Origin of the sequence: Nocardioides massiliensis, from assembly GCF_030811215.1 — a bacterium.
Taxonomy (GTDB): domain Bacteria; phylum Actinomycetota; class Actinomycetes; order Propionibacteriales; family Nocardioidaceae; genus Nocardioides_A; species Nocardioides_A massiliensis.
Window position 1 is genome coordinate 2,427,690 of sequence record NZ_JAUSQM010000001.1, and the last position, 19,837, is coordinate 2,447,526.

18 protein-coding genes are annotated in these 19,837 nt (G+C 71.8%); 14 read left to right on the top strand and 4 right to left on the bottom strand.

The annotated features are described in order from the left end of the window. Positions 1-152 precede the first annotated feature (152 nt). The 9 genes from pyrH to J2S59_RS12075 all read left to right on the top strand — a co-directional run bounded on the left by pyrH (position 153) and on the right by J2S59_RS12075 (position 10,178). Positions 153-866: a UMP kinase gene (gene pyrH / locus J2S59_RS12035; RefSeq protein WP_068118265.1), complete on the top strand. Its 714-nt coding sequence runs from the start codon at positions 153-155 to the stop codon at positions 864-866. A 69-nt stretch (positions 867-935) separates the two neighbouring features. After that, positions 936-1,490: a ribosome recycling factor gene (gene frr, locus J2S59_RS12040; RefSeq protein WP_220138334.1), complete on the top strand. Its 555-nt coding sequence runs from the start codon at positions 936-938 to the stop codon at positions 1,488-1,490. Positions 1,491-1,513: 23 nt separating this feature from the next. Beyond that, the gene (locus tag J2S59_RS12045; RefSeq protein ID WP_306825148.1) at positions 1,514-2,374 is read left to right on the top strand and encodes a phosphatidate cytidylyltransferase; all 861 of its coding nucleotides are present in this window, start codon (positions 1,514-1,516) and stop codon (positions 2,372-2,374) included. Between the two features lie 15 nt (positions 2,375-2,389). Next, positions 2,390-3,559, top strand: a complete 1,170-nt coding sequence (gene rlmN / locus J2S59_RS12050) for a dual-specificity RNA methyltransferase RlmN (protein WP_068121865.1) — start codon at positions 2,390-2,392, stop codon at positions 3,557-3,559. Between the two features lie 45 nt (positions 3,560-3,604). After that, the gene (locus tag J2S59_RS12055) at positions 3,605-5,530 is read left to right on the top strand and encodes a propionyl-CoA synthetase (protein ID WP_306825149.1); all 1,926 of its coding nucleotides are present in this window, start codon (positions 3,605-3,607) and stop codon (positions 5,528-5,530) included. Between the two features lie 14 nt (positions 5,531-5,544). Continuing rightward, positions 5,545-6,672: a 1-deoxy-D-xylulose-5-phosphate reductoisomerase gene (locus J2S59_RS12060; protein ID WP_068121762.1), complete on the top strand. Its 1,128-nt coding sequence runs from the start codon at positions 5,545-5,547 to the stop codon at positions 6,670-6,672. Positions 6,673-6,711: 39 nt separating this feature from the next. After that, positions 6,712-8,016, top strand: coding sequence for a M50 family metallopeptidase (locus tag J2S59_RS12065; protein ID WP_306825150.1), 1,305 nt, complete (start codon positions 6,712-6,714; stop codon positions 8,014-8,016). Between the two features lie 124 nt (positions 8,017-8,140). Further along, positions 8,141-9,298, top strand: a complete 1,158-nt coding sequence (gene ispG, locus J2S59_RS12070) for a flavodoxin-dependent (E)-4-hydroxy-3-methylbut-2-enyl-diphosphate synthase (RefSeq protein ID WP_306825151.1) — start codon at positions 8,141-8,143, stop codon at positions 9,296-9,298. 13 nt (positions 9,299-9,311) lie between these two features. After that, the gene (locus J2S59_RS12075; protein WP_068121339.1) at positions 9,312-10,178 is read left to right on the top strand and encodes a GNAT family N-acetyltransferase; all 867 of its coding nucleotides are present in this window, start codon (positions 9,312-9,314) and stop codon (positions 10,176-10,178) included. 10 nt (positions 10,179-10,188) lie between these two features. On the opposite strand, the gene J2S59_RS12080 is transcribed toward J2S59_RS12075, so the two are convergent. After that, positions 10,189-11,211 carry a hypothetical protein gene (locus J2S59_RS12080; RefSeq protein ID WP_068121336.1) on the bottom strand — a complete coding sequence of 341 codons (1,023 nt, stop codon included), beginning with the start codon at positions 11,209-11,211 and terminating at the stop codon, positions 10,189-10,191. 228 nt (positions 11,212-11,439) lie between these two features. On the opposite strand from J2S59_RS12080, the gene J2S59_RS12085 reads away from it, so the two are divergent. The 5 genes from J2S59_RS12085 (at position 11,440) to J2S59_RS12105 (ending at position 17,941) form a co-directional block, all read left to right on the top strand. Continuing rightward, a complete protein-coding gene (locus J2S59_RS12085) occupies positions 11,440-12,594 on the top strand; it encodes a CHAP domain-containing protein (RefSeq protein ID WP_068121333.1) in 1,155 nt (384 codons plus the stop codon). An 88-nt stretch (positions 12,595-12,682) separates the two neighbouring features. Then, positions 12,683-13,876, top strand: coding sequence for a CHAP domain-containing protein (locus J2S59_RS12090; protein WP_306825152.1), 1,194 nt, complete (start codon positions 12,683-12,685; stop codon positions 13,874-13,876). An 8-nt stretch (positions 13,877-13,884) separates the two neighbouring features. Next, positions 13,885-14,706 carry an LGFP repeat-containing protein gene (locus J2S59_RS12095; protein ID WP_306825153.1) on the top strand — a complete coding sequence of 274 codons (822 nt, stop codon included), beginning with the start codon at positions 13,885-13,887 and terminating at the stop codon, positions 14,704-14,706. A 45-nt stretch (positions 14,707-14,751) separates the two neighbouring features. Continuing rightward, positions 14,752-16,530 carry a proline--tRNA ligase gene (locus J2S59_RS12100; protein WP_068120491.1) on the top strand — a complete coding sequence of 593 codons (1,779 nt, stop codon included), beginning with the start codon at positions 14,752-14,754 and terminating at the stop codon, positions 16,528-16,530. Positions 16,531-16,993: 463 nt separating this feature from the next. After that, a complete protein-coding gene (locus J2S59_RS12105; RefSeq protein ID WP_068120489.1) occupies positions 16,994-17,941 on the top strand; it encodes a TolB-like translocation protein in 948 nt (315 codons plus the stop codon). A gap of 28 nt (positions 17,942-17,969) precedes the next feature. Here the strand turns inward: J2S59_RS12105 and J2S59_RS12110 are convergent, their stop codons facing one another. The 3 genes from J2S59_RS12110 to J2S59_RS12120 are packed head-to-tail and all read right to left on the bottom strand — an operon-like array spanning position 17,970 to position 19,772. Continuing rightward, entirely contained in the window at positions 17,970-18,413 is a 444-nt protein-coding gene (locus tag J2S59_RS12110) for a ferritin-like domain-containing protein (protein WP_068120486.1), read from the bottom strand. Further along, the gene (locus tag J2S59_RS12115) at positions 18,410-18,955 is read right to left on the bottom strand and encodes a hypothetical protein (RefSeq protein ID WP_068120480.1); all 546 of its coding nucleotides are present in this window, start codon (positions 18,953-18,955) and stop codon (positions 18,410-18,412) included. Before J2S59_RS12115 ends, J2S59_RS12110 begins: the two co-directional genes overlap by 4 nt. Positions 18,956-19,001: 46 nt before the next feature. After that, positions 19,002-19,772, bottom strand: a complete 771-nt coding sequence (locus J2S59_RS12120; protein WP_181641914.1) for a DUF6318 family protein — start codon at positions 19,770-19,772, stop codon at positions 19,002-19,004. Positions 19,773-19,837 lie beyond the last annotated feature (65 nt).

Here is a 19,837-nt window from a genome sequence, read left to right on the forward strand (position 1 = left end):
GGGCACCGCGTGCAGTAGCGTGCGGACTCGAGGACCAACTCGAGGAGGCCGGCTCGCATGGACCACACATCCGTACGAGCCGGCTTTCTCATGTCCGCAGCCGTTCCGGCACACACCGACACCGACCCAGCCCTGATCCAGGAGGCGACCCTGTGACCTACCAGCGCGTGCTGCTCAAGCTCTCCGGCGAGGTGTTCGGCGGAGGCAAGGTCGGAGTCGACCCCGACGTCGTCAACTCGATCGCCCGCGAGATCGCCGACGTCGTGCGCACCGGCGTGCAGGTGGCGATCGTGGTGGGCGGTGGCAACTTCTTCCGTGGAGCGGAGCTGCAGCAGCGTGGCATGGACCGCTCGCGCGCCGACTACATCGGCATGCTCGGCACCGTGATGAACTGCCTGGCCCTGCAGGACTTCCTCGAGAAGCAGGGCGTGGAGACCCGCGTGCAGTCGGCGATCACCATGGGGCAGGTCGCCGAGCCCTATATCCCGCGCCGCGCGATTCGCCACCTGGAGAAGGGCCGCGTCGTGATCTTCGGCGCCGGCGCCGGCATGCCGTACTTCTCCACCGACACCGTCGCCGCCCAGCGCGCGCTCGAGGTCGGTGCCGAGGTGATCCTCATGGGCAAGCAGGGCGTCGACGGGGTGTACGACGCCGACCCCAAGACCAACCCGGACGCGCAGAAGTTCGACACGCTGTCGTACGACGAGTTCCTCGCCCGCGGGCTCAAGGTCGCGGACGCGACGGCCGTCAGCCTCGCGCGCGACAACGACATGGACATGGTGATGTTCAACCTCTCCGAAGAGGGCAACATCGCGCGGGTCGTCCAAGGTGAGAAGATCGGTACGACGGTCTCCCGCGAGCCCTGAGCGCCCCGGGACCCCTGGGCGGGCCCGGCGAAGACCTGCAGCACGACGACGAGACGAGGAGCAACCGTGATCAACGAGACCCTGCGCGAGGCCGAGCAGAAGATGGGCAAGGCCGTCGAGGTCACCCGTGAGGACTTCGCCGCCATCCGTGCGGGACGGGCGCACCCGTCGATGTTCGCCAAGCTGACCGCCGACTACTACGGCACCCCGACCCCGATCCAGCAGCTCGCCTCCTTCACGGCGCCCGAGGCTCGGGTCATCCTCATCCAGCCCTACGACATCGGGGCGATGAACGCACTCGAGAAGGCCATCCGCGAGTCGGACCTCGGAGTCAACCCGAGCAACGACGGCAAGGTGCTGCGCTGCGTGTTCCCGGAGCTCACCGAGGAGCGCCGCAAGGAATACATCAAGGTCGCACGCGCCAAGGCCGAGGAGGGCCGCGTGGCGGTCCGCAACATCCGCCGTACCGCCAAGCAGGCGATGGACAAGGCGGAGAAGGACGGCGACGTCGGCCAGGACGACGTGACCGGTGCCGAGAAGAAGCTCGACGCCACCACCAAGAAGCACACCGACGAGATCGACGACATGCTGAAGAAGAAGGAAGCCGAGCTCCTGGAGGTCTGAGCGCCAGACCCCAGTACGACGCCATGACCGACACCTCCCCGCCCAGCCCGAGCTCCTCAGCGACCCCGAAGAAGGATCACGGACGGGCGGGACGCAACCTTCCCGCCGCGATCGCCTCGGCGGTCGTGCTGCTCGCGGCGATCGCCGCCTCGCTCGTCTTCTGGAAGACCGCGTTCATGGTGATCGTCGTCATCGCGGTGGTCGTCGCGATCTGGGAGCTGCGACAGGGGATGCTCGCCAAGGACATCGACCTGCCCGAGCAGCCGCTGATGGCCGGCGGAGTCGTGATGGTGGTCGTCGCCTACTTCTTCGGGGCGCCCGCGCTGGTCACTGCCACGGCGGTCACCGCCCTGGTGACCATGCTCTGGCTGCTGCGCCGCGGCATCGACGGCTACGTCCACACTGCGTCAGCAGCGATCTTCACGCTCGTCTACGTCCCGTTCCTCGGGTCGTTCGTCGCGCTGCTGCTCGCCGAGGACCGCGGCGAGCTCGCGATCGTCACCTTCATCCTCGTCACCATCGCCTCCGACACCGGGGGGTACGTCGCGGGCGTGCTGTTCGGCAAGCACCCGATGGCGCCGGTGATCTCGCCGAAGAAATCCTGGGAGGGGCTGGCCGGCTCGCTCGCCTTCTGCACCTTCGCCGGCTGGCTGCTCGTGGTCCACCTCCTCGACGGCGACTGGTGGGTCGGCGTCGTCCTGGGCCTCATCGTGGGGGTGATGGCTACGCTGGGTGACCTGGTCGAGTCGGTGATGAAGCGCGACCTCGGGATCAAGGACATGAGCCAGATCATCCCGGGTCACGGCGGCCTCATGGACCGGCTCGACTCCCTGCTCGCCACCGTCGCCCCTACCTGGCTGCTGTTGCACTACTTGGTGCTCTAGCCGCCCTTTGGACCCATGACTGATTCCGTCGTTCCTTCCCCCGAGCCGACCCGCAGCCTTCCGCTGGTCTTCGACGAGCCCCGCGGCCGCAAGAAGCCGCCGCGCCACCTCGCCGACCTCACTCCAGCCGAGCGCAAGCAGCGCCTCGAGGAGCTCGGACTGCCCCGGTTCCGCGCCCGCCAGGTCGCCCACCACTACTTCGCCCGGCTGGCCGACGACCCCGAGCAGATGACCGATCTCCCGGCCGCGCAGCGCGCCGAGCTCGTCGCCGGTCTGCTGCCCGACCTGATGACCCCGCTCAAGGTCAGCACCGCCGACCGCGGCACGACCCGCAAGACGCTGTGGCGGCTGTTCGACGGCGCGCTGGTCGAGTCGGTGCTCATGCGCTACGGCGACCGCGACAGCGACGGACGCATGCGCACGACGATCTGCGTCTCGTCGCAGGCCGGGTGCGGCATGGCCTGCCCGTTCTGCGCCACCGGCCAGGGCGGACTGCAGCGCAACATGTCGACCGCCGAGATCGTCGAGCAGGTGCTGGCCGGGGCGCGCGCCCTCGCCCGCGACGAGGTGCCCGGTGGTCCCGGCCGGGTCAACAACATCGTCTTCATGGGCATGGGCGAGCCGCTGGCCAACTACAAGGCCGTCGTCGGTGCGGTGCGCGCCCTGACGGCAGAGGCGCCCGACGGCTACGGCATGTCCGCGCGCGGCATCACCGTCTCCACCGTGGGCCTGGTCCCGCGGATGCGCCAGCTCGCCGAGGAGGGCATCCCGGTCACGCTCGCGCTGAGCCTGCACGCGCCCGACGACGAGTTGCGCAACGAGCTCGTGCCGATCAACACCCGTTGGAGCGTCGCCGAGACGGTCGAGGCCGCTTGGAACTACGCGCGGGTCACGAAGCGCCGGGTCTCCATCGAGTACGCCATGATGCGCGACATCAACGACCAGGCCTGGCGCGCCGACCTGCTGGGCGAGGTGCTGCAGTCGTACGGCGACTGGGGGTGGGTCCACGTCAACCTCATCCCGCTCAACGAGGTGCCGGGGTCGAAATACACCCGCTCCCGCGACGCCGACACCGACGAGTTCGTCCGCCGGCTGGAGCGGGCCGGTATCCCGACGACCGTGCGCGACACCCGCGGCAGCGAGATCGACGCGGCCTGCGGCCAGCTCGCCGCCGCCAACGTCTGAACCACCCTCGCCGTACCCGTCACCGGCCTTGGGCAAGATAGGGCCATGGCGATTCGTGATGCGCAGACCGACCCCGGGCAGGCCCGCACGGCGTACGACGCGGCCTACCGGCGCAGCCTGGAGGACCCGGAGGGGTTCTGGTTGGAGGCAGCGCAGCGGGTGACGTGGTTCCGCAAGCCGACGAGGGCGCTGGACGACAGCGGGGCGCCGTTCTACCGGTGGTTCCCCGACGGGACGCTCAACACCTGCTACAACGCGCTGGACCGGCACGTCGTCGCCGGCCACGGCGACCGGGTGGCGCTGATCCACGACAGCCCCGTGACAGAGTCGGTGTCGCTGCTGACCTACGCCGAACTACTGGAGAAGGTCGCGGCGTTCGGAGGAGTGCTGCACGGGCTGGGCGTCGGCAAGGGCGACCGGGTCGTGCTGTCGATGCCGATGATCCCCGAGGCAGTCATCGCGATGCTGGCGTGCGCGCGCATCGGTGCGGTCCACTCGGTCGTGTTCGGCGGGTTCGCTTCCCAGGAGCTGGCCGTGCGCATCGACGACGCCAAGCCCAAGGTCGTCGTCAGTGCCTCCTGCGGCATCGAGCCGAGCCGCACCGTGGACTACAAGCCGATGCTCGACCGTGCGCTGGAGCTGGCGGAGCACGCGCCCGATGCCGTGATCATCAAGCAGCGCCCACAGCTCACCGCCGACCTGGTCGAGGGACGTGACCTCGACTGGGACGTCGTCATGCGGGCCGGAGCGACCGACCCGGCCGCCTGTGAGGACGTCGCGGCGACCGATCCGCTCTACGTGCTCTACACCTCCGGCACCACCGGCAAGCCCAAGGGGATCGTCCGCGACAACGGTGGTCACGCCGTGGCGCTCGCGTGGTCGCTGCCGGAGGTCTACGGCATCGGCCCCGGCGACGTCTGGTTCACCGCCTCCGACGTCGGGTGGGTCGTCGGCCACTCCTACATCGTCTACGCGCCGCTGATCGCCGGCGCGACCACGGTCCTGTTCGAGGGCAAGCCTGTCGGCACCCCGGACGCCGGCACCTTCTGGCGCGTCGTCGCCGACCACGGCGTCAACGCGCTCTTCACCGCCCCGACCGCGATCCGCGCCATCAAGAAGGCCGACCCCGACGGCGAGCTGATGGCCGGCCATGACCTGTCGAGCCTGCGCACGCTCTTCCTCGCCGGCGAGCGTCTCGACCCCGAGACCTTCACGTGGGCGGGGGAGCGCCTGGGGCTTCCAGTGGTCGACAACTGGTGGCAGACCGAGACCGGCTGGCCGATCGCGTCCAACCTGCGCGGGCTGGCCCCGATGCCGCTCAAGGCCGGCTCGCCCTCGGTCCCCGTGCCTGGGTACGACGTGCGCGTGCTCGACCCACACGGCGAGCCCGTCCCCGCCGGCACCGAGGGTGCGATCGCGATCAAGCTGCCGCTGCCGCCCGGCACGCTGCCGACCCTGTGGGGCGACGACGACCGCTACGTGCGCTCCTACCTCGCGGAGTACGACGGCTACTACCTCACCGGCGACGGCGGCTACCTCGACGAGGACGGATATCTGTTCGTGATGGGCCGCACCGACGACGTCATGAACGTCGCCGGTCACCGGCTCTCGACCGGCTCGCTGGAGGCCGCCCTGGCCGGGCACCCGGCCGTCGCCGAGTGCGCGGTCATCGGCGTCGCCGACCCGCTCAAGGGCCAGCTGCCGCGTGGGTTGGTCGTGCTGAAGGCGGGCGCCGAGATCTCGCCCGACCAGCTGCGCGAGGAGCTCGTCGCCCGCGTGCGCAGCGAGGTGGGCGCGGTGGCGGCGTTCCGCGACGTCGAGATCGTCGAGGCGCTGCCGAAGACCCGTTCAGGCAAGATCCTGCGCCGCACGATGCGCGAGATCGCCGACGGCGGCGACCCCACCGTGCCCTCGACGATCGAGGACCCGCAGGTCCTCGACACCCTGCGCCCCGTCCTGCGTCGCGAGTGAGCGAGGATGGCGCGGTGCAGTCCACCGCCCGCCGTGACGTCGTCGTCCTCGGCTCCACCGGCTCCATCGGCACCCAGGCACTCGAGCTCGTACGCCGCCACCCGGACCGGTTCCGGGTCGTCGGGCTGACCGCGGGCGGCAGCAACCGCAAGCTGTTCGAGGACCAGGTCGCCGAGTTCGGCCCGGCCTTTAGCGGGCTGGGGGAGGAGGCCTCCGTCGAGGCCGCCGGCATGGCGTGTGACGTCGTGCTCAACGGCATCACCGGCGCCGTCGGGCTGCTGCCCACCCTGGCCGCCCTGGATGCCGGTACGACGCTCGCGCTGGCCAACAAGGAGTCGCTGATCATCGGCGGCGAGCTGGTCACCTCGCGCGCCCGGCCGGGCCAGATCGTCCCGGTCGACTCCGAGCACTCCGCCCTGGCCCAGTGCCTGCGCTCGGGGGAGGCCGGCGAGGTCCGCAAGCTCGTCCTCACCGCCAGCGGCGGTCCGTTCCGCGGGCGCACGCGCGCGGAGCTCGCCACGGTCACCCCGGAGCAGGCGCTCGACCACCCGACCTGGTCCATGGGACCGGTCATCACGGTCAACTCCGCCACGCTGGTCAACAAGGGACTCGAGGTGATCGAGGCCCACCTGCTCTTCGGCATCGGCTTCGACGCCATCGAGGTCGTCGTCCACCCCACGTCGGTGGTCCACTCGATGGTGGAGTTCCGCGACGGCTCGACGCTGGTGCAGGCCTCGCCCCCGACGATGATGATCCCGATCGCGCTGGGCCTCACGTGGCCCGAGCGGCTGCCCGACGTCGCTCCCGCCGTGGACTGGACGAGCGCCCAGACCTGGGAGTTCACCCCGTTGGACGACGACGCGTTCCCCGCGGTGGCGCTGGCGCGCGAGGCCGGGACCCGCGGTGGTGTCGCCCCGGCGGTCTACAACGCCGCCAACGAGGTCTGTGTCGCGGCGTTCCTGGAGGGCCGACTCGGATTCACCGCGATCGTCGACACCGTCGCAGAGGTCCTCGCGGCCTACGGGTCCGGCGTAGGCTCGGCCGCGGACCCGACCCACAGCCGGGCCCCTGTCACGGTCGACGACGTCCTCGCCGCCGACGCGTGGGCCCGTGAGGACGCCCGCGCGCGGGTGGCCGGCTGAGTCCGCCGCTCCGCCCGCCCCCAAGGAGGATCAACCCCGGTGGACACCGTCCTGCTCTACACCCTCGGGGTCGTGCTGTTCGCCCTCGGCGTGGCGGTCTCGATCGGGCTCCACGAGGTCGGTCACCTGGCCCCGGCCAAGAAGTTCGGCGTCAAGGTCACGCAGTACTTCGTCGGCTTCGGCCGCACCATCTTCTCCGTGCGCCGTGGTGAGACCGAGTACGGACTGAAGGCGATCCCGCTCGGCGGCTACGTCAAGCTCGTCGGGATGTTCCCCCCGCACCCGGGGGAGGACCCTACGCGCGTGCGGAAGTCCAACACGGGTCTGTTCACCCAGATGGTCTCCGACGCTCGCTCCTTCGAGTACGAGCAGGTCGAGGCGAAGGACCAGGACCGGCTCTTCTACAAGCTGCCGTGGTGGAAGAAGCTCATCGTGATGTCCGGCGGACCGCTGGTGAACCTGGGCATCGCCTTCACGCTCTTCGGCGGCGTCTTCATGCTCCACGGCGTGGCCGTGCCGACCCAGACGATCTCCGTGGTGAGTGAGTGCGTGGTGCCGGCCAACGCACCCGCCCGGGAGTGCACCGCCGACGACCCGCCGACCCCGGCCGCTGACGCCGGCCTGCTGCCCGGCGACCGGATCGTCGGCTTCAACGGCGCGACCGTCGAGTCGTGGGACGACCTCACCACGCTCATCCGGGCCAACACCGACGGCGAGGCGCGCATCGAGTTCGTCCGCGATGGCGAGCGGCAGACCGCGACGACCAACACCACCGTCAACACCGTCCTCGACCTCGACGACCCCGAGGCGGTCGTCCAGGCCGGCTTCCTCGGCGTGAGCCCCACCACGGAGCTCGAGCGCCAGGGCCCGGTCTTCGTCGTGCAGCAGATGGGCACCTACACCTGGGAGACGGTGAAGGCGCTCGGCCAGCTGCCGATCCGGCTCTACGACGTCGGCAAGACCGTGCTCGGCCTGCAGGAGCGCGACCCGAACTCCCCGATGAGCGTGGTCGGGGCCGGCCGGGTCGCGGGGGAGATCTCGTCGGACCACACCACCCCCGCGGTCGACCGGATGATCAGCCTGATCATGCTGCTGGCCGGGGTGAACCTGTTCCTCGGCATGTTCAACTTCGTGCCACTGCTCCCGCTCGACGGCGGCCACATCGCCGGCGCGCTCTACGAGGGCGTACGGCGGGGGTGGGCCCGGCTGTGGGGGCGCCCCGATCCGGGCTACGTCGACGTTGCCAAGCTGCTGCCGCTGGCCTACGCCATGGCGATGGTGCTGGTGGTGATGAGCGTCCTGCTCATCTACGCCGACATCGTCGCTCCCGTCCGGCTCGGGTGAGTCCGGCTCCAGCCGGTCGAGCCGGCCCTCCAGTAGGTCGAGCCTGTCGAGACCCGCGCTAGTCTCGGAGGCGGAGCCCGCGCCCGCGTGATCCCTGTCGTACCCCGCTCGTGAAAGGCCCTCGATGACCTCCGTCTCGCTCGGCATGCCGTCCGCACCCCCGCCGGTGCTGGCGCCGCGCCGGCAGTCCCGCCAGATCGCGGTCGGCAAGGTCCTGGTCGGCGGCGACGCCCCCGTCTCGGTGCAGTCGATGACCACGACGCTGACCTCCGACGTCAACGCGACGCTGCAGCAGATCGCCGAGCTGACGGCTGCCGGGTGCGACATCGTCCGCGTGGCCTGCCCGAGCCAGGACGACGCCGAGGCGCTCCCGGCGATCGCGCAGAAGAGCCAGATCCCCGTCATCGCCGACATCCACTTCCAGCCGAAGTACGTCTACGCCGCGATCGACGCCGGGTGTGCCGCCGTGCGCGTCAACCCCGGCAACATCCGCCAGTTCGACGACCAGGTCAAGGAGATCGCGGCCGCCGCGAAGGACCGCGGCACCTCGATCCGCATCGGCGTCAACGCCGGCTCCCTCGACAAGCGGCTGTTGGCGAAGTACGGCAAGGCGACGCCCGAGGCGCTCGTCGAGTCGGCCGTGTGGGAGGCGAGCCTGTTCGAGGAGCACGACTTCCACGACTTCAAGATCTCGGTCAAGCACAACGACCCCGTCGTGATGGTGCGCGCCTACGAGATGCTTGCCGAGCGCGGCGACTGGCCGCTCCACCTCGGCGTGACCGAGGCCGGCCCCGCCTTCCAGGGCACCATCAAGTCCTCGGTGGCCTTCGGCGCCCTGCTGAGCAAGGGCATCGGTGACACCATCCGGGTCTCGCTGTCCGCGCCGCCGGTCGAGGAGGTCAAGGTCGGACTGCAGATCCTGGAGTCGCTCAACCTGCGCCCGCGTCGGCTCGAGATCGTCTCCTGCCCCTCCTGCGGTCGCGCGCAGGTCGACGTCTACAAGCTCGCCGACGAGGTGACCGCCGGTCTCGACGGGCTCGAGGTCCCGCTGCGCGTGGCCGTCATGGGCTGCGTCGTCAACGGTCCCGGCGAGGCCCGCGAGGCCGACCTCGGTGTCGCCTCCGGCAACGGCAAGGGCCAGATCTTCGTCAAGGGCGAGGTGATCAAGACCGTGCCCGAGTCGCAGATCGTCGAGACCCTGATCGAGGAGGCCATGCGGATCGCCGAGGAGATGGACCTGGGCGAGGCGGTCGACGGCGCCCCGACCGTGACCGTCGGCTGACGAGCGACTCACCATGTCCGCGCCCGCCGACGCCGAGGCCCCGCTGAGGCCCGGCGTCCGCGTGCTCGGGCCGGACGACCTGCCGGCACTGCTGCGCCTGGTCGCGCAGGACCCCGTCACCCACGTCTTCGCGGAGTACCGCGCTCGCCTCACCCGTCTGGACCCCCGCTGGCTGGGGGGTGAGATGTGGGGGTACGTCGAGGACGGGCAGCTGGTCTCGGCCTGCCACGCGGCGGCGAACCTCGTGCCGGTGGCTGCCACCGACGCCGCGATCGAGGCGTTCGCCGGCCGCGCGCTCTCGCGCGGGCGGCGGTGCTCGACGATCGTCGGTCCGCGACCCGAGGTCGAGGGCCTGTGGGAGCGCCTCGGACCCGCCTGGGGCACCCCGCGCGAGCTGCGCTGGGACCAGCCGCACCTGGTGATCGACCGCGCCCCCGACGTGGCACCCGACCCGCTGGTGCGCCCCACCGTCCCCGGCGACCTGGCCGTCCTCTACCCGGCCTGCGTGGCGATGTATACCGAGGAGGTGGGCGTCTCGCCGGAGATCGGTGGTGGGGCCGACCTCTACCGCACCCGCGTCAGCCAGCTGATCTCTCGCGGCTGGTCCTTCGCCCGCATCGAGGACGGCCGGGTGGTCTTCAAGGCCGAGGTCGCCGCCGCGTCGCCCGCCGCCTGTCAGGTGCAGGGGGTCTGGGTCGCGCCCGAGCGCCGCGGTGAGGGCCTCGCCGCCCGCGGGATGGCTGCGGTGGTCGCGCACGCACGCGCCCAGATCGCGCCCGCGGTCTCCCTCTATGTCAACGGCCACAACGAACCCGCCCGCCGGACCTATGAACGGGTGGGGTTCGGTCCGGCGGGCGTGTTCTCGACGATCATGTTCTGACCGCGGCACTTCAGAACTGCGGCTTCGGCTCCAGGTCGGAGATCCGCTCGCAGCCCCGGGGCAGGCACCGGATCCGAGCGGCCTGGCTGCGCCCGGCGGCGTACGTCACGAGCGCCCGAGGACCCTCGAAGACCATGTCGCCGAACCAGCCGCTGGTGTGGAAGCGGGCCACGGCACGTCCGCCGACCCGGCGCAGCGCCACGTGGTTGGGTCCGAGGCCGTCGCTGAGGATGTGGACCGTGGCCATCATCCCGGTCGGGCCGAACGCGTCGACCCGGTCGGCGCAGCTGCGCCACAGCGTCTTCCGTGGCGCCGACAGCCGGACCACCCGCTGGCAGGCGTCCTGGTAGGGGTCGCCCTCGAGGAGCGCGAGCCGGTCGCTGGCGAGGTCGGCGCGGTAGCCGCGCCAGTTGCTGACGTGTTGCGTGCGGTTGGTGGTCGGGTTCCACCACCACGTCGAGGTGCGGTTCTTGTGGGTCTGGCTGACCAGCACGCGATGTGGGCCGGCAGCGAGGGTCTGCAGGTGGCCGGGGAAGCTGCGCTGCAGGATGCCGATGCCGGTGTCGACCGTGCGGACCGACAGCACGGTGCGTGCCCGGTAGGCGGTGGTGAAGACGACGCGGTTCAGGTCGCTGGACGCGATGACCTGCGCGGGCCGGTGGATCCGGGCGACGACCGAGACCTCGCCGTCGGGGGTGACCCGCGCGACCGTCGTACGCCGTGAGCGCTCGGCGCTGACCAGGTGGTCGCCATCCGCCTCGGTGCCGAGGACGGTGCGGTGTCCCTGGAGGTTGGTCGGGATGCGCTCGGACCCCACGACGAGGGTCGAGCCGTCGAAGTACGCCACGGAGCTGTCGGCGCCGCGCTTGAGCTTCGCGGGCTTGACCTCCGTCGAGGCGGGGGCCGAGGCGGGGGCGGCCTGCGCGGGTGCCACGAGGGTGCCGGCGCAGAGAGCGAGGGCGAGGGCGCCCAGGGCGAGGGCAGGGACGCGACGCCGCGGTCGCCGGCCCGAGGACGTGAGCGATGAGTGCATGGGGTTCTTCCTCCACGAGTTCGGGGGAGCGCGGTGACTGCGTGCTCCATCCTTCTCGACGCGGTGGGTCCCAGGAAGGTTGCAACGCCGTGCCGCCTCGCGGCGCGGCGGGAGAGCAGAAACGCCTCCGGGACGCATGTGACGGGAGTGAACGCCGAGCGGAGGGGGTAGGGAGTCGGCGCCGGGGGCGTGCTCCCGGTCACACCTGATGCGCTTCTCGGAGGATCGATGCACCTGCGTACCCGTGCCGCCGCGGCGACCGCGCTGCTGACTGTCGCCGGTCTGCTCGCCGCGCCACCGGCGAGCGCCGCCCCGCGTTCGACGAGCGTCGCCCTGGCGGTCAGCCAGGATGCTGCCCGCACGACCGAGGCCGTCGTGCTGCGCGGACGGGTCCGCCTGGCCGGCGGCGGCACTCCCGGGCGCGCCCGGGTCCGGATCGAGTCCCGGCGCCCGGGCGGCGCGTTCAGCACCGTCATGACCGTCCGTACCGGGCCGAAGGGACGGTTCTTCGTCCAGCACCGCCCGTACGGCGCCCGCGACTACCGCGCCGTGGTCGTCCGCGACGCCGAGCGGGCAGCGTCGCGCTCGCCGGTGCGGCGGGTGGCGGTGCGCAAGGCCGGACGCACCCTGCCGGCCCGCGCGCAGCTGCTTCGATCCCGGCTCCGCGACGCGACCGGGCCGGCGCGGACCTACCGCCGCTTCGGCGCCCGCGTCGCCGCGCAGCCGTTCGCGCGTGGCCTGCTGGTGCGGTGGGGCAAGAACACCTCGCTCGTGGAGGGTGCGGTGCTGACTGAATACACCCGCCGCGGGGGTGTGCGCGGACGCCTCGGCGCACCGGTCGCCGACGTCGACTGCCAGGGGCTCGATCGCGCCTGCCTGCAGCGGTTCCAGCGCGGCGCCATCTACGTCCACCCCTCCGCGCCCCACCGGGTGACCAGCGTCGTGGGCGAGCGCCGCGTCGCCTCGCTGCTGGCCGCAGCCCAGGCGTGGTCCGGCTACCGCGAGCCGAGCTACCGCGGCGGCAAGTTCTCCCACTGGCAGGGCAACCGCAATGCCTGGTGTGGGTCGTTCCTGTCGTGGGCGAGTCACGCCAGCGGCAACGGTGAGGCGTTCCCGCGCTCCGGAGTCTTCTCGGAGCAGGTCGCGATCATCCGCTCCCGTGGCCGGACCCACTCCCGTCCCCGCGTCGGATCGTTCGCGTTCATCAACTACTTCGGCAACGGCCGACCCACCCACGTCGGTCTCGTGACCGGGATCCGCAAGGACGGACGCATCGAGCTGATCGAGGGCAACGTGGCCAGCAACGGCGGCACCGGCCATCCGCGGGGCGTCTTCCCGATCGTCCGCTCGCCCGGGTCGGTCCTGTTCTATGCCTCGATGTGATCGGCCCGGGTTTGGCCGGCCCGTCCCGCATGAGCGACCCTGGAGTGCCCCGCCCCGACCATCTCGGAAGTCCGAGCGAGGAGACCTGATGACCGTCCCTGTCGCGCCACGCGCGTCCGCCCGACGCGCCGCCGGCTCCGGCGCCCGCCGCTGGGCATCGGCTACCGCCGCCCTCGCGCTCGTCGCCCCGCTGCTCGCCCTGATCGCCGCAGCGCCCGCCTCGGCGAGCGGCGCCGCCGTGTCGCTGCGGATCAACCAGGGCGACGTACGCGGAAGCGAGATGCTGCTCGTGCAGGGTCGCGCCCTGGTCGACGGCAAGGCGCCGGGCCGGGTCCGCATCGCGCTCGTCGCCCGCAAGCCCGGCGGCAGGTTCACCCGGGTGCGGGTCACCCGCACCGGCCCCGCGGGTCGCTACAGCATCCAGCATCGGCGCGCCGCCACCACGCAGTACCGCGCCCGTCTCGAGCGTCCGAACGGTTCGCTGATCGCGAGCTCGCGGATCGTGACCGTCGAGCGGCGCACCGCGGCCCGCCGGCTCGAGGAGCGGCGCGCAGCCTGGGGCAAGGCCCTGGGAGCGGCGCGGAGCAACGTACGCACGGTCAACAGGTTCCGCAGCCGCGTGCGTTTCGTCGAGCACGCCCGCGGCATCATCGCCCAGGTCGGCGCCAACAGCTCGGTCGTGCAGGGTGCGATCCTCCAGGCCTACCGCCGCAACGGCGCCGTGACCGGCCGGCTCGGTGCGCCGGTCGGTGACCAGCACTGCCAGCTGACCGGCAACGGCTGCCTGCAGCGCTTCCAGCGCGGCGCGATCTACCGCAACCCGCAGGCTCCCCGCCCGCTGGTGGTCGTGAGCGGTCACCCGCCGGCGCGGGCGGCCTATATCGCCGTGGGGCGTTCGCAGATCGGGTACGTCGAGCCGGCGTACCGCAAGAGCAAGTTCAACGCCTGGATGGGCAGCAACCGTGCCTGGTGCGGGTTCTTCCAGTCGTGGGTGAGCCGGGCCAGCGGCAACGGCGACTGGTTCCCGGCGGCCAAGCACTTCGATACCCAGGTGGCGCGGGTCTACGCGCGCGGCACGAAGCTGCGCGGACCGCGGGTCGGCGCCATCGTGTTCTTCGACAACCACGGCTACGGACGTCCCAGCCACGTCGGCTACATCACCGCGGTGCACGCCAACGGCACCATCACGACGCTGGAGGGCAACACCGGTCCTCGGCACGCGCGTGGCATCGTGGAGTCCGTACGCTCGACCTACAACGTTCATTCCTACTGGATGCCGTGATCACGCTGATGCTGACGAACACCGTCCCTGTCGCCCGACCTGCCGCCCGCCGCGCTCCGCGCCTACGGCGCCTCCTCGCTGGAGCCGCCGGGATGGCCCTCGCCCTCACCGGTGCCCTGCCGCTCGCGGCCGCGCCCGCCCCTGCGGCGGCCGCGCCTCAGGTCGTGCACGCGAAGGCCAAGTTCGCCCCGGCGTCGTACGCCGTCACGGGCCCCATCGGCAAGCGCTACCGCAAGCTCGGCGGCGCCAACGGTCGGCTCGGGGCCCCCATCGGCCCGCAGCGGTGCCACAAGCCGACCGGCGTGTGCTCGCAGCGGTTCAAGCGCGGCGCGATCATTCACGACCGCGACGCCATCAAGAAGGTCGTGCACGCCTTCGGCAAGCCGCAGCGTGCCGCCTACCTCGCGGTCGCGCGGGCCTACGTCGGCTACCGCGAGCCAAGGGTCCGCGGGAGCAAGTGGAACGAGTGGATCGGCAACGACCGCGCCTGGTGCGGGTTCTTCAACGCCTGGGTGAGCCGGGCCTCCCTCAACGGCAACCGCTACCCGAAGGCCGACCACTACACCAAGCAGATCGCCGTGATGCGCCAGCGCGGCACGATGCTGAAGAAGCCGCAGCGCGGCGCGTTCATGTTCATCGACCGCGTCGGCAACGGCAAGCCCGCCCACGGCGGCCTCATCGTGCGCGTGAAGAAGAACGGCGACGTCGTCACCATCGACGGCAACGCCCCGCACCCCAAGAGCAACACGCGCAAGGGCCGTCGCTACGTCGTCCAGCGCAGCCAGGACACCAGCCAGGCCGTCATGTACTGGCGCCCCCCGGGCTGGTGACGGGCCGATAGCAGTCCCGGACGAACGGGTCGTAGCCTTGCGCGCATGATCCTGAGGATGTCGAGCCTGTTCGTCCGGACGCTGCGCGATGACCCCGCCGACGCGGAGGTGCCCAGCCACCGGCTGCTCGTGCGGGCGGGCTACATCCGGCGTACGGCGCCGGGGATCTACACCTGGCTCCCGCTCGGCCTGCGGGTTTACCGCAAGATCGAGGCGATCGTGCGCGAGGAGATGGACGCCATCGGCGCCCAGGAGCTGCAGTTCCCCGCGCTGCTGCCGCGCGAGCCCTATGAGGCCACCGACCGGTGGACGGAGTACGGCGACACGCTCTTCCGCCTGCAGGACCGCAAGGGCGCCGACTACCTGCTCGGCCCGACCCACGAGGAGCTGTTCACCCTCGTGGTGAAGGACCTGTACTCCTCCTACAAGGACCTGCCGGTCTGGCTCTACCAGATCCAGACGAAGTACCGCGACGAGGCGCGACCCCGTGCGGGCCTGATGCGTGGGCGCGAGTTCGTCATGAAGGACTCCTACTCCTTCGACATCGACGACGCCGGCCTGCAGCGCTCCTACGAGGCCCACCGCGCGGCCTACATCCGGATCTTCGACCGGCTCGGCTTCGACTACGTCATCGTCGAGGCGACCTCGGGGGCGATGGGCGGCTCGCGGAGCGAGGAGTTCCTCGCCCGGCTCGACGTCGGGGAGGACACCTTCGTCGTGAGCCCCGGCGGATACGCCGCCAACGTGGAGGCGGTGACGACGCCGGTGCCGGACCCGGTCCCCTTCGACGACGTCCCGGCCGCGCACGCCGAGGACACCCCTGACACCCCGACGATCGCCACCCTCGTCGACCACCTCAACACCGCGTTCCCGCGCGAGGACCGGCCGTGGCAGGCCTCCGACACGCTGAAGAACGTGCTGATGGTGCTGCACCACCCCGACGGCACGACCGAGCCGCTGGCGATCGGCCTGCCCGGCGACCGCGAGGTCGACGCCAAGCGGCTGCACGCCCAGCTCGAGCCCGCCGAGGTCGAGCCGATGACCGACGAGCAGCTGGCGAAGTTCCCCGCGCTGGTGAAGGGTTACATCGGTCCGGCCCATGACGGTCGCACCGTCCTGGGGGAGGAGTCGGAGTCCGGCATCCGCTACCTCGTCGACCCCCGCGTGGTGGAGGGGACCCGCTGGGTCACCGGTGCCAACGTTGCGGGCAAGCACGTCCTCGACCTGGTCTACGGCCGGGACTTCGTCGCCGACGGCACGATCGAGGCGGCCGAGGTCCGCGCCGGCGACCCCTCGCCTGACGGCTCGGGTCCGATGGAGATCGCCCGCGGCGTCGAGATGGGCCATGTGTTCCAGCTCGGACGCAAGTACGCCGAGGCGCTCGGGCTGCAGGTGCTCGACGAGAACGGCAAGCTCGTCACGGTCACGATGGGGTCGTACGGCGTGGGGGTGTCCCGCGCCGTCGCCGTCACCGCGGAATACAACCACGACGAGTCCGGGCTGCGGTGGCCGCGCGCGGTCGCACCCGCCGACGTCCACGTGGTCGCCGCCGGCAAGGACGCCGAGATCCTCGCCGCCGCGGAGCGGGCGGTGGAGGAGATGTCTGCGCTCGGTCTCGACGTCCTCTTCGACGACCGCACCGGCAAGGTCAGCCCCGGCGTGAAGTTCAAGGACGCCGAGCTGATCGGCGTCCCGACCATCGTCGTGGTGGGCAAGGGCGTCGCCACCGGCGTGGCCGAGATCAAGGATCGCGTGACGGGCGAGCGTGAGGAGGTCGCGCTGGGCGACCTCGCCGCCCGGGTGCGGGCTGTGGTCGACGCCTGAGCCCCGCGCGTCGGTTGCACGATCCTGCAGCGCAGCGCCCCGTCGCGGTTCTCTATGGCCGGCGAAGTTGCACGATCGTGCAGTGCGAAGACGTGAACCCCTCGAGGGGTTACACCCCACACCTCGGCGGGGCACCATCGAGGCTGTCGGCTGCGACGAGTCGCGGGATCGTCGCCAGCCCGGTGGGCCAGCCGCCATCTCGGGGCGGCTGGGACACAGCACTCCTCGTTCGACAGGGTCCGCGGCACGCCGCGGACCCTGTCGTCACTGCACCCCCGCCCGGAGAACCCCCGCCCCGGGGACTCGTCCGCGCGAAGGAACCGCTTCGTCCGCGAGGACGATGTGCCGCCTCGGTGGGCTCTCGAGGATGGCGGCATGTCGTCTGCAGAACGGCACTGTCCTGCGCCGGATCGCGGTCCCGAAGGGACATCTCTAAGTCGAGAACGGGGCGGGCTCCTTCGGCGTGACCGGACCGGTCGACGCCGAGATCTCCCCGGACGGATCGAAGGTCGCCTACCACCAGGTGCGCTACCCGTCCATCTCCTCACCGGCCGACGTCCGCACCGCGTTCACCGACACCACCGGACTCTCGAGCGTGGAGAAGTACGGCATCGTGCTCGGCGACGAGTTCGCCTGGCTCGGCAACTCCCGTGGAGTCCTGGTCGACGGGGACATCCACGTCTACGAGCTGGGCCGCAACTCCCAGTCGCGACTGTGGTTCAACCAGGCGGAGGTGACCAGGGACTACGGGGACACGCCGGGCTTCCCCCAGGTCTCGCGCGACGGTCGGTTGGTGGCCTGGACCAGCTACACCACCGGCCGGATCCTGTTGGCGCGCGTCAACGGGGACGTGCGGACCTCGGTGCCCGGAACCCCGACCGCGTTGTGCGGCCTCGCCGGGGAGGACGCACCCCTCGAGCACCCTCACTTCTCTCCCGACTCGACCTCGATGCTGTGGCAGGAGAACGGCAACGAGGTCTGGATCGGCTGGGACTTCGAGGCGTCACCCGAGTGCGGCAGCGCCCAGTTCAAGCGGCTTCTGAGCAACGCCACCCAACCGGACTGGTCGGCCGCGAAGTACGACGTCACGCCCGAGCCGCGCGTCCAGCCGAAGCCGAAGACGGCCAAGCAGGTGCTGAAGCTCCGCAAGCGTCCGGCCATCCGCGGGCAGGCACGTGTCGGCAGCACCTTGCGGGCGACGCGGGGGGCCTGGACCGGCAAGCCCACGCGCTACGCCTTCCGATGGTTCCGCGGGACTGCGCCGATCCGCGGCCGGGCGGGTGCCAAGCGCACGTACGTCGTGCGCCGCGTCGACCGCGGTCGTCAGCTCTCGGTGCGGGTCACGGTCCGGAAGGCGGGGGTCCGCGGCCTGAACGCGGCGCGGAGCAAGGTCGTGCGGGTGCGGCGCTGACCGCGCGCAGCCTGGCGGAGACGGCTGTCTATCCGACGCGTTCGGGCAGCCCCGGCCAGGTGGCCGGTTCGGCACCCAGCGCGATCGCTCGCCCGGCACTCTCGAGCAGAGCCTGCAGCGCCCACTGGCGGGCCGCTCCCCACGTGGCGCCGGCCGCGGTGGCATAGACCGCGCAGCAGTCCTCCTCGAGCTGGCGGGCGCGGCCGCGCAGCCCCGCCGCGCTGGTGAGCTCGCGCGGGTCGTCGTACGTCGGGAAGGCCGCGACCGGCTCAGCGCCGCGGTCGCGCAGCATCCGGACGAGCTGGTCGCGGCGCCCGCGGTGGAGGACGTAGCCGGCGCGCAGCAGACCGGCGAGCTGCGGCTGGGCGGCGGTGGAGGTGCGAGCGCCGAGGAAGCCGAGCAGATGGACGGCCGCGTGCTCCGCGGCGAGGGCGTCCTGCAGAGCGTCGACGGGCGTGAGACTGGTGCTCACGGTGCACCCTCCTCGCCGGCCAGGGTCGCGAGTGCGAGCGAGTGCTGGTGTGCGGAGGCGGCCATGCCGGCGATCACCCGGACGAACGGTCCGCTGAGCGCCCGGAACGCGAGCCGCGAGAGCGTCTCGGCCGCCGCCGCCTCGGCGCCGGCGACGGTCGCCAGCGCAGCCCGCGGACGCGGGGGCGCTGGCGTCACCGAGGAGGTGGTCGCTCCCGCGCCGGGAGCGGGGGTGACGTCCGCGGAGCCGGTGACGACGGCCTCCACGATTGCGGCGCGGTGGTCCTCGTGGGCCGCGGTGACGGCGCTGAGCCGTCGGGTCAGGCGCGGGTGCTCGGCGACGACCGCTGCGTGCAGCGTGAGCAGCCCGTCGAGGGTCGCCATGACCTCGGCGGCCAGCGCGGTGTCGGGATCCTGGGACCGGTCGGGGTTCCCGGGGTCGTCGGCGCCGGTGCAGGCGCCCAGAGCCCACGCCGCACCGACGGTGAGCGCGCCGGCGCCCAGCGCGCGACGCCCGACGGCGGGCAGCGATCCTCCGGTCACGGACCGCAGGTTCTCACAACCGCCGCGCGGTCGGCCGGTCAGCCGGTCAGCCGGTCAGCGCGTAGCCCAGCAGGAAGTAGCGCCCCTGGCGCCACACGACGTCCACCTCGAAGATCGCGCCTTCGTGCGACGGGTTGCTCGTGCGGTAGGTCTGGTCGTCGTTGAGCGAGTACGTCGCGGGGATGTCGATGGTGGCCACGATCGTCGCAGGGGTCTGCGGCCGGACCCGCCGGGGACCGGTCAGGTCCGTGACCTGCACGCCGTCGAGGGCGACGTACCACCCCTCCTGCGCCCGACCGTCGAGCTCGCGGGTGAGCGTCGCGCATCCCTCGCAGCGCCCGCGCGGCGCGAGCGCACGCAGGGGCGCGGCGTCGTTGGTCGCGAGCGCGTGCGCCCACAGGTCGATGACGTGCTCGACGAAGGCGTCGCGCCCGGCGACCGACCGGGTCGTCGCGGCGTCGGGCAGCGGCGGGACGGGCCGGGTCGTGGGACCTGACGTGGTGCGTTCGGCGACGCGCGGGGACATCAGGGGCGCCGTCGCGCCAGGGCTCGCGCTCGTGGTCGGACCCGCTGCTGCGGCTGACGGCCCGGCGGCGCCCGTCGACGCCGGGCTGCTCGCAGCCGATGGAGTGTCCTGCGGCTCCGCCTCGCTCCCGCCGCACCCAGTGAGCACGAGACCGACGAGCAGCGCGACCACCAGCGCGACCGGTCGGGCGAGCAGTGGTACGGCGGTGCGGGTGGGCGCCGACGGCGGTCGACGGGACGACGTCGACCGGGGGATGCGGCGCGACCACACGGGGAGGGACCGTGGGGACATGGGGCGAGGCTACCGCGCAGCGCGGCGCTGCGGAGCCGCTAGGCTGACAGACCCACAAGTGCACA

What these genes read in the sequence shown, in the direction of transcription:
- J2S59_RS12055 (WP_306825149.1), top strand. Translation starts at nt 3,605, where the DNA reads ATGGCGATTCGTGATGCGCAGACCGACCCCGGGCAGGCCCGCACGGCG.
- J2S59_RS12045 (WP_306825148.1), top strand. Translation starts at nt 1,514, where the DNA reads ATGACCGACACCTCCCCGCCCAGCCCGAGCTCCTCAGCGACCCCGAAG.
- J2S59_RS12100 (WP_068120491.1), top strand. Translation starts at nt 14,752, where the DNA reads ATGATCCTGAGGATGTCGAGCCTGTTCGTCCGGACGCTGCGCGATGAC.
- ispG (WP_306825151.1), top strand. Translation starts at nt 8,141, where the DNA reads ATGACCTCCGTCTCGCTCGGCATGCCGTCCGCACCCCCGCCGGTGCTG.
- J2S59_RS12090 (WP_306825152.1), top strand. Translation starts at nt 12,683, where the DNA reads ATGACCGTCCCTGTCGCGCCACGCGCGTCCGCCCGACGCGCCGCCGGC.
- J2S59_RS12120 (WP_181641914.1), bottom strand. Translation starts at nt 19,772, where the DNA reads ATGTCCCCACGGTCCCTCCCCGTGTGGTCGCGCCGCATCCCCCGGTCG.
- J2S59_RS12080 (WP_068121336.1), bottom strand. Translation starts at nt 11,211, where the DNA reads ATGCACTCATCGCTCACGTCCTCGGGCCGGCGACCGCGGCGTCGCGTC.
- J2S59_RS12095 (WP_306825153.1), top strand. Translation starts at nt 13,885, where the DNA reads ATGCTGACGAACACCGTCCCTGTCGCCCGACCTGCCGCCCGCCGCGCT.
- rlmN (WP_068121865.1), top strand. Translation starts at nt 2,390, where the DNA reads ATGACTGATTCCGTCGTTCCTTCCCCCGAGCCGACCCGCAGCCTTCCG.
- J2S59_RS12075 (WP_068121339.1), top strand. Translation starts at nt 9,312, where the DNA reads ATGTCCGCGCCCGCCGACGCCGAGGCCCCGCTGAGGCCCGGCGTCCGC.
- J2S59_RS12085 (WP_068121333.1), top strand. Translation starts at nt 11,440, where the DNA reads ATGCACCTGCGTACCCGTGCCGCCGCGGCGACCGCGCTGCTGACTGTC.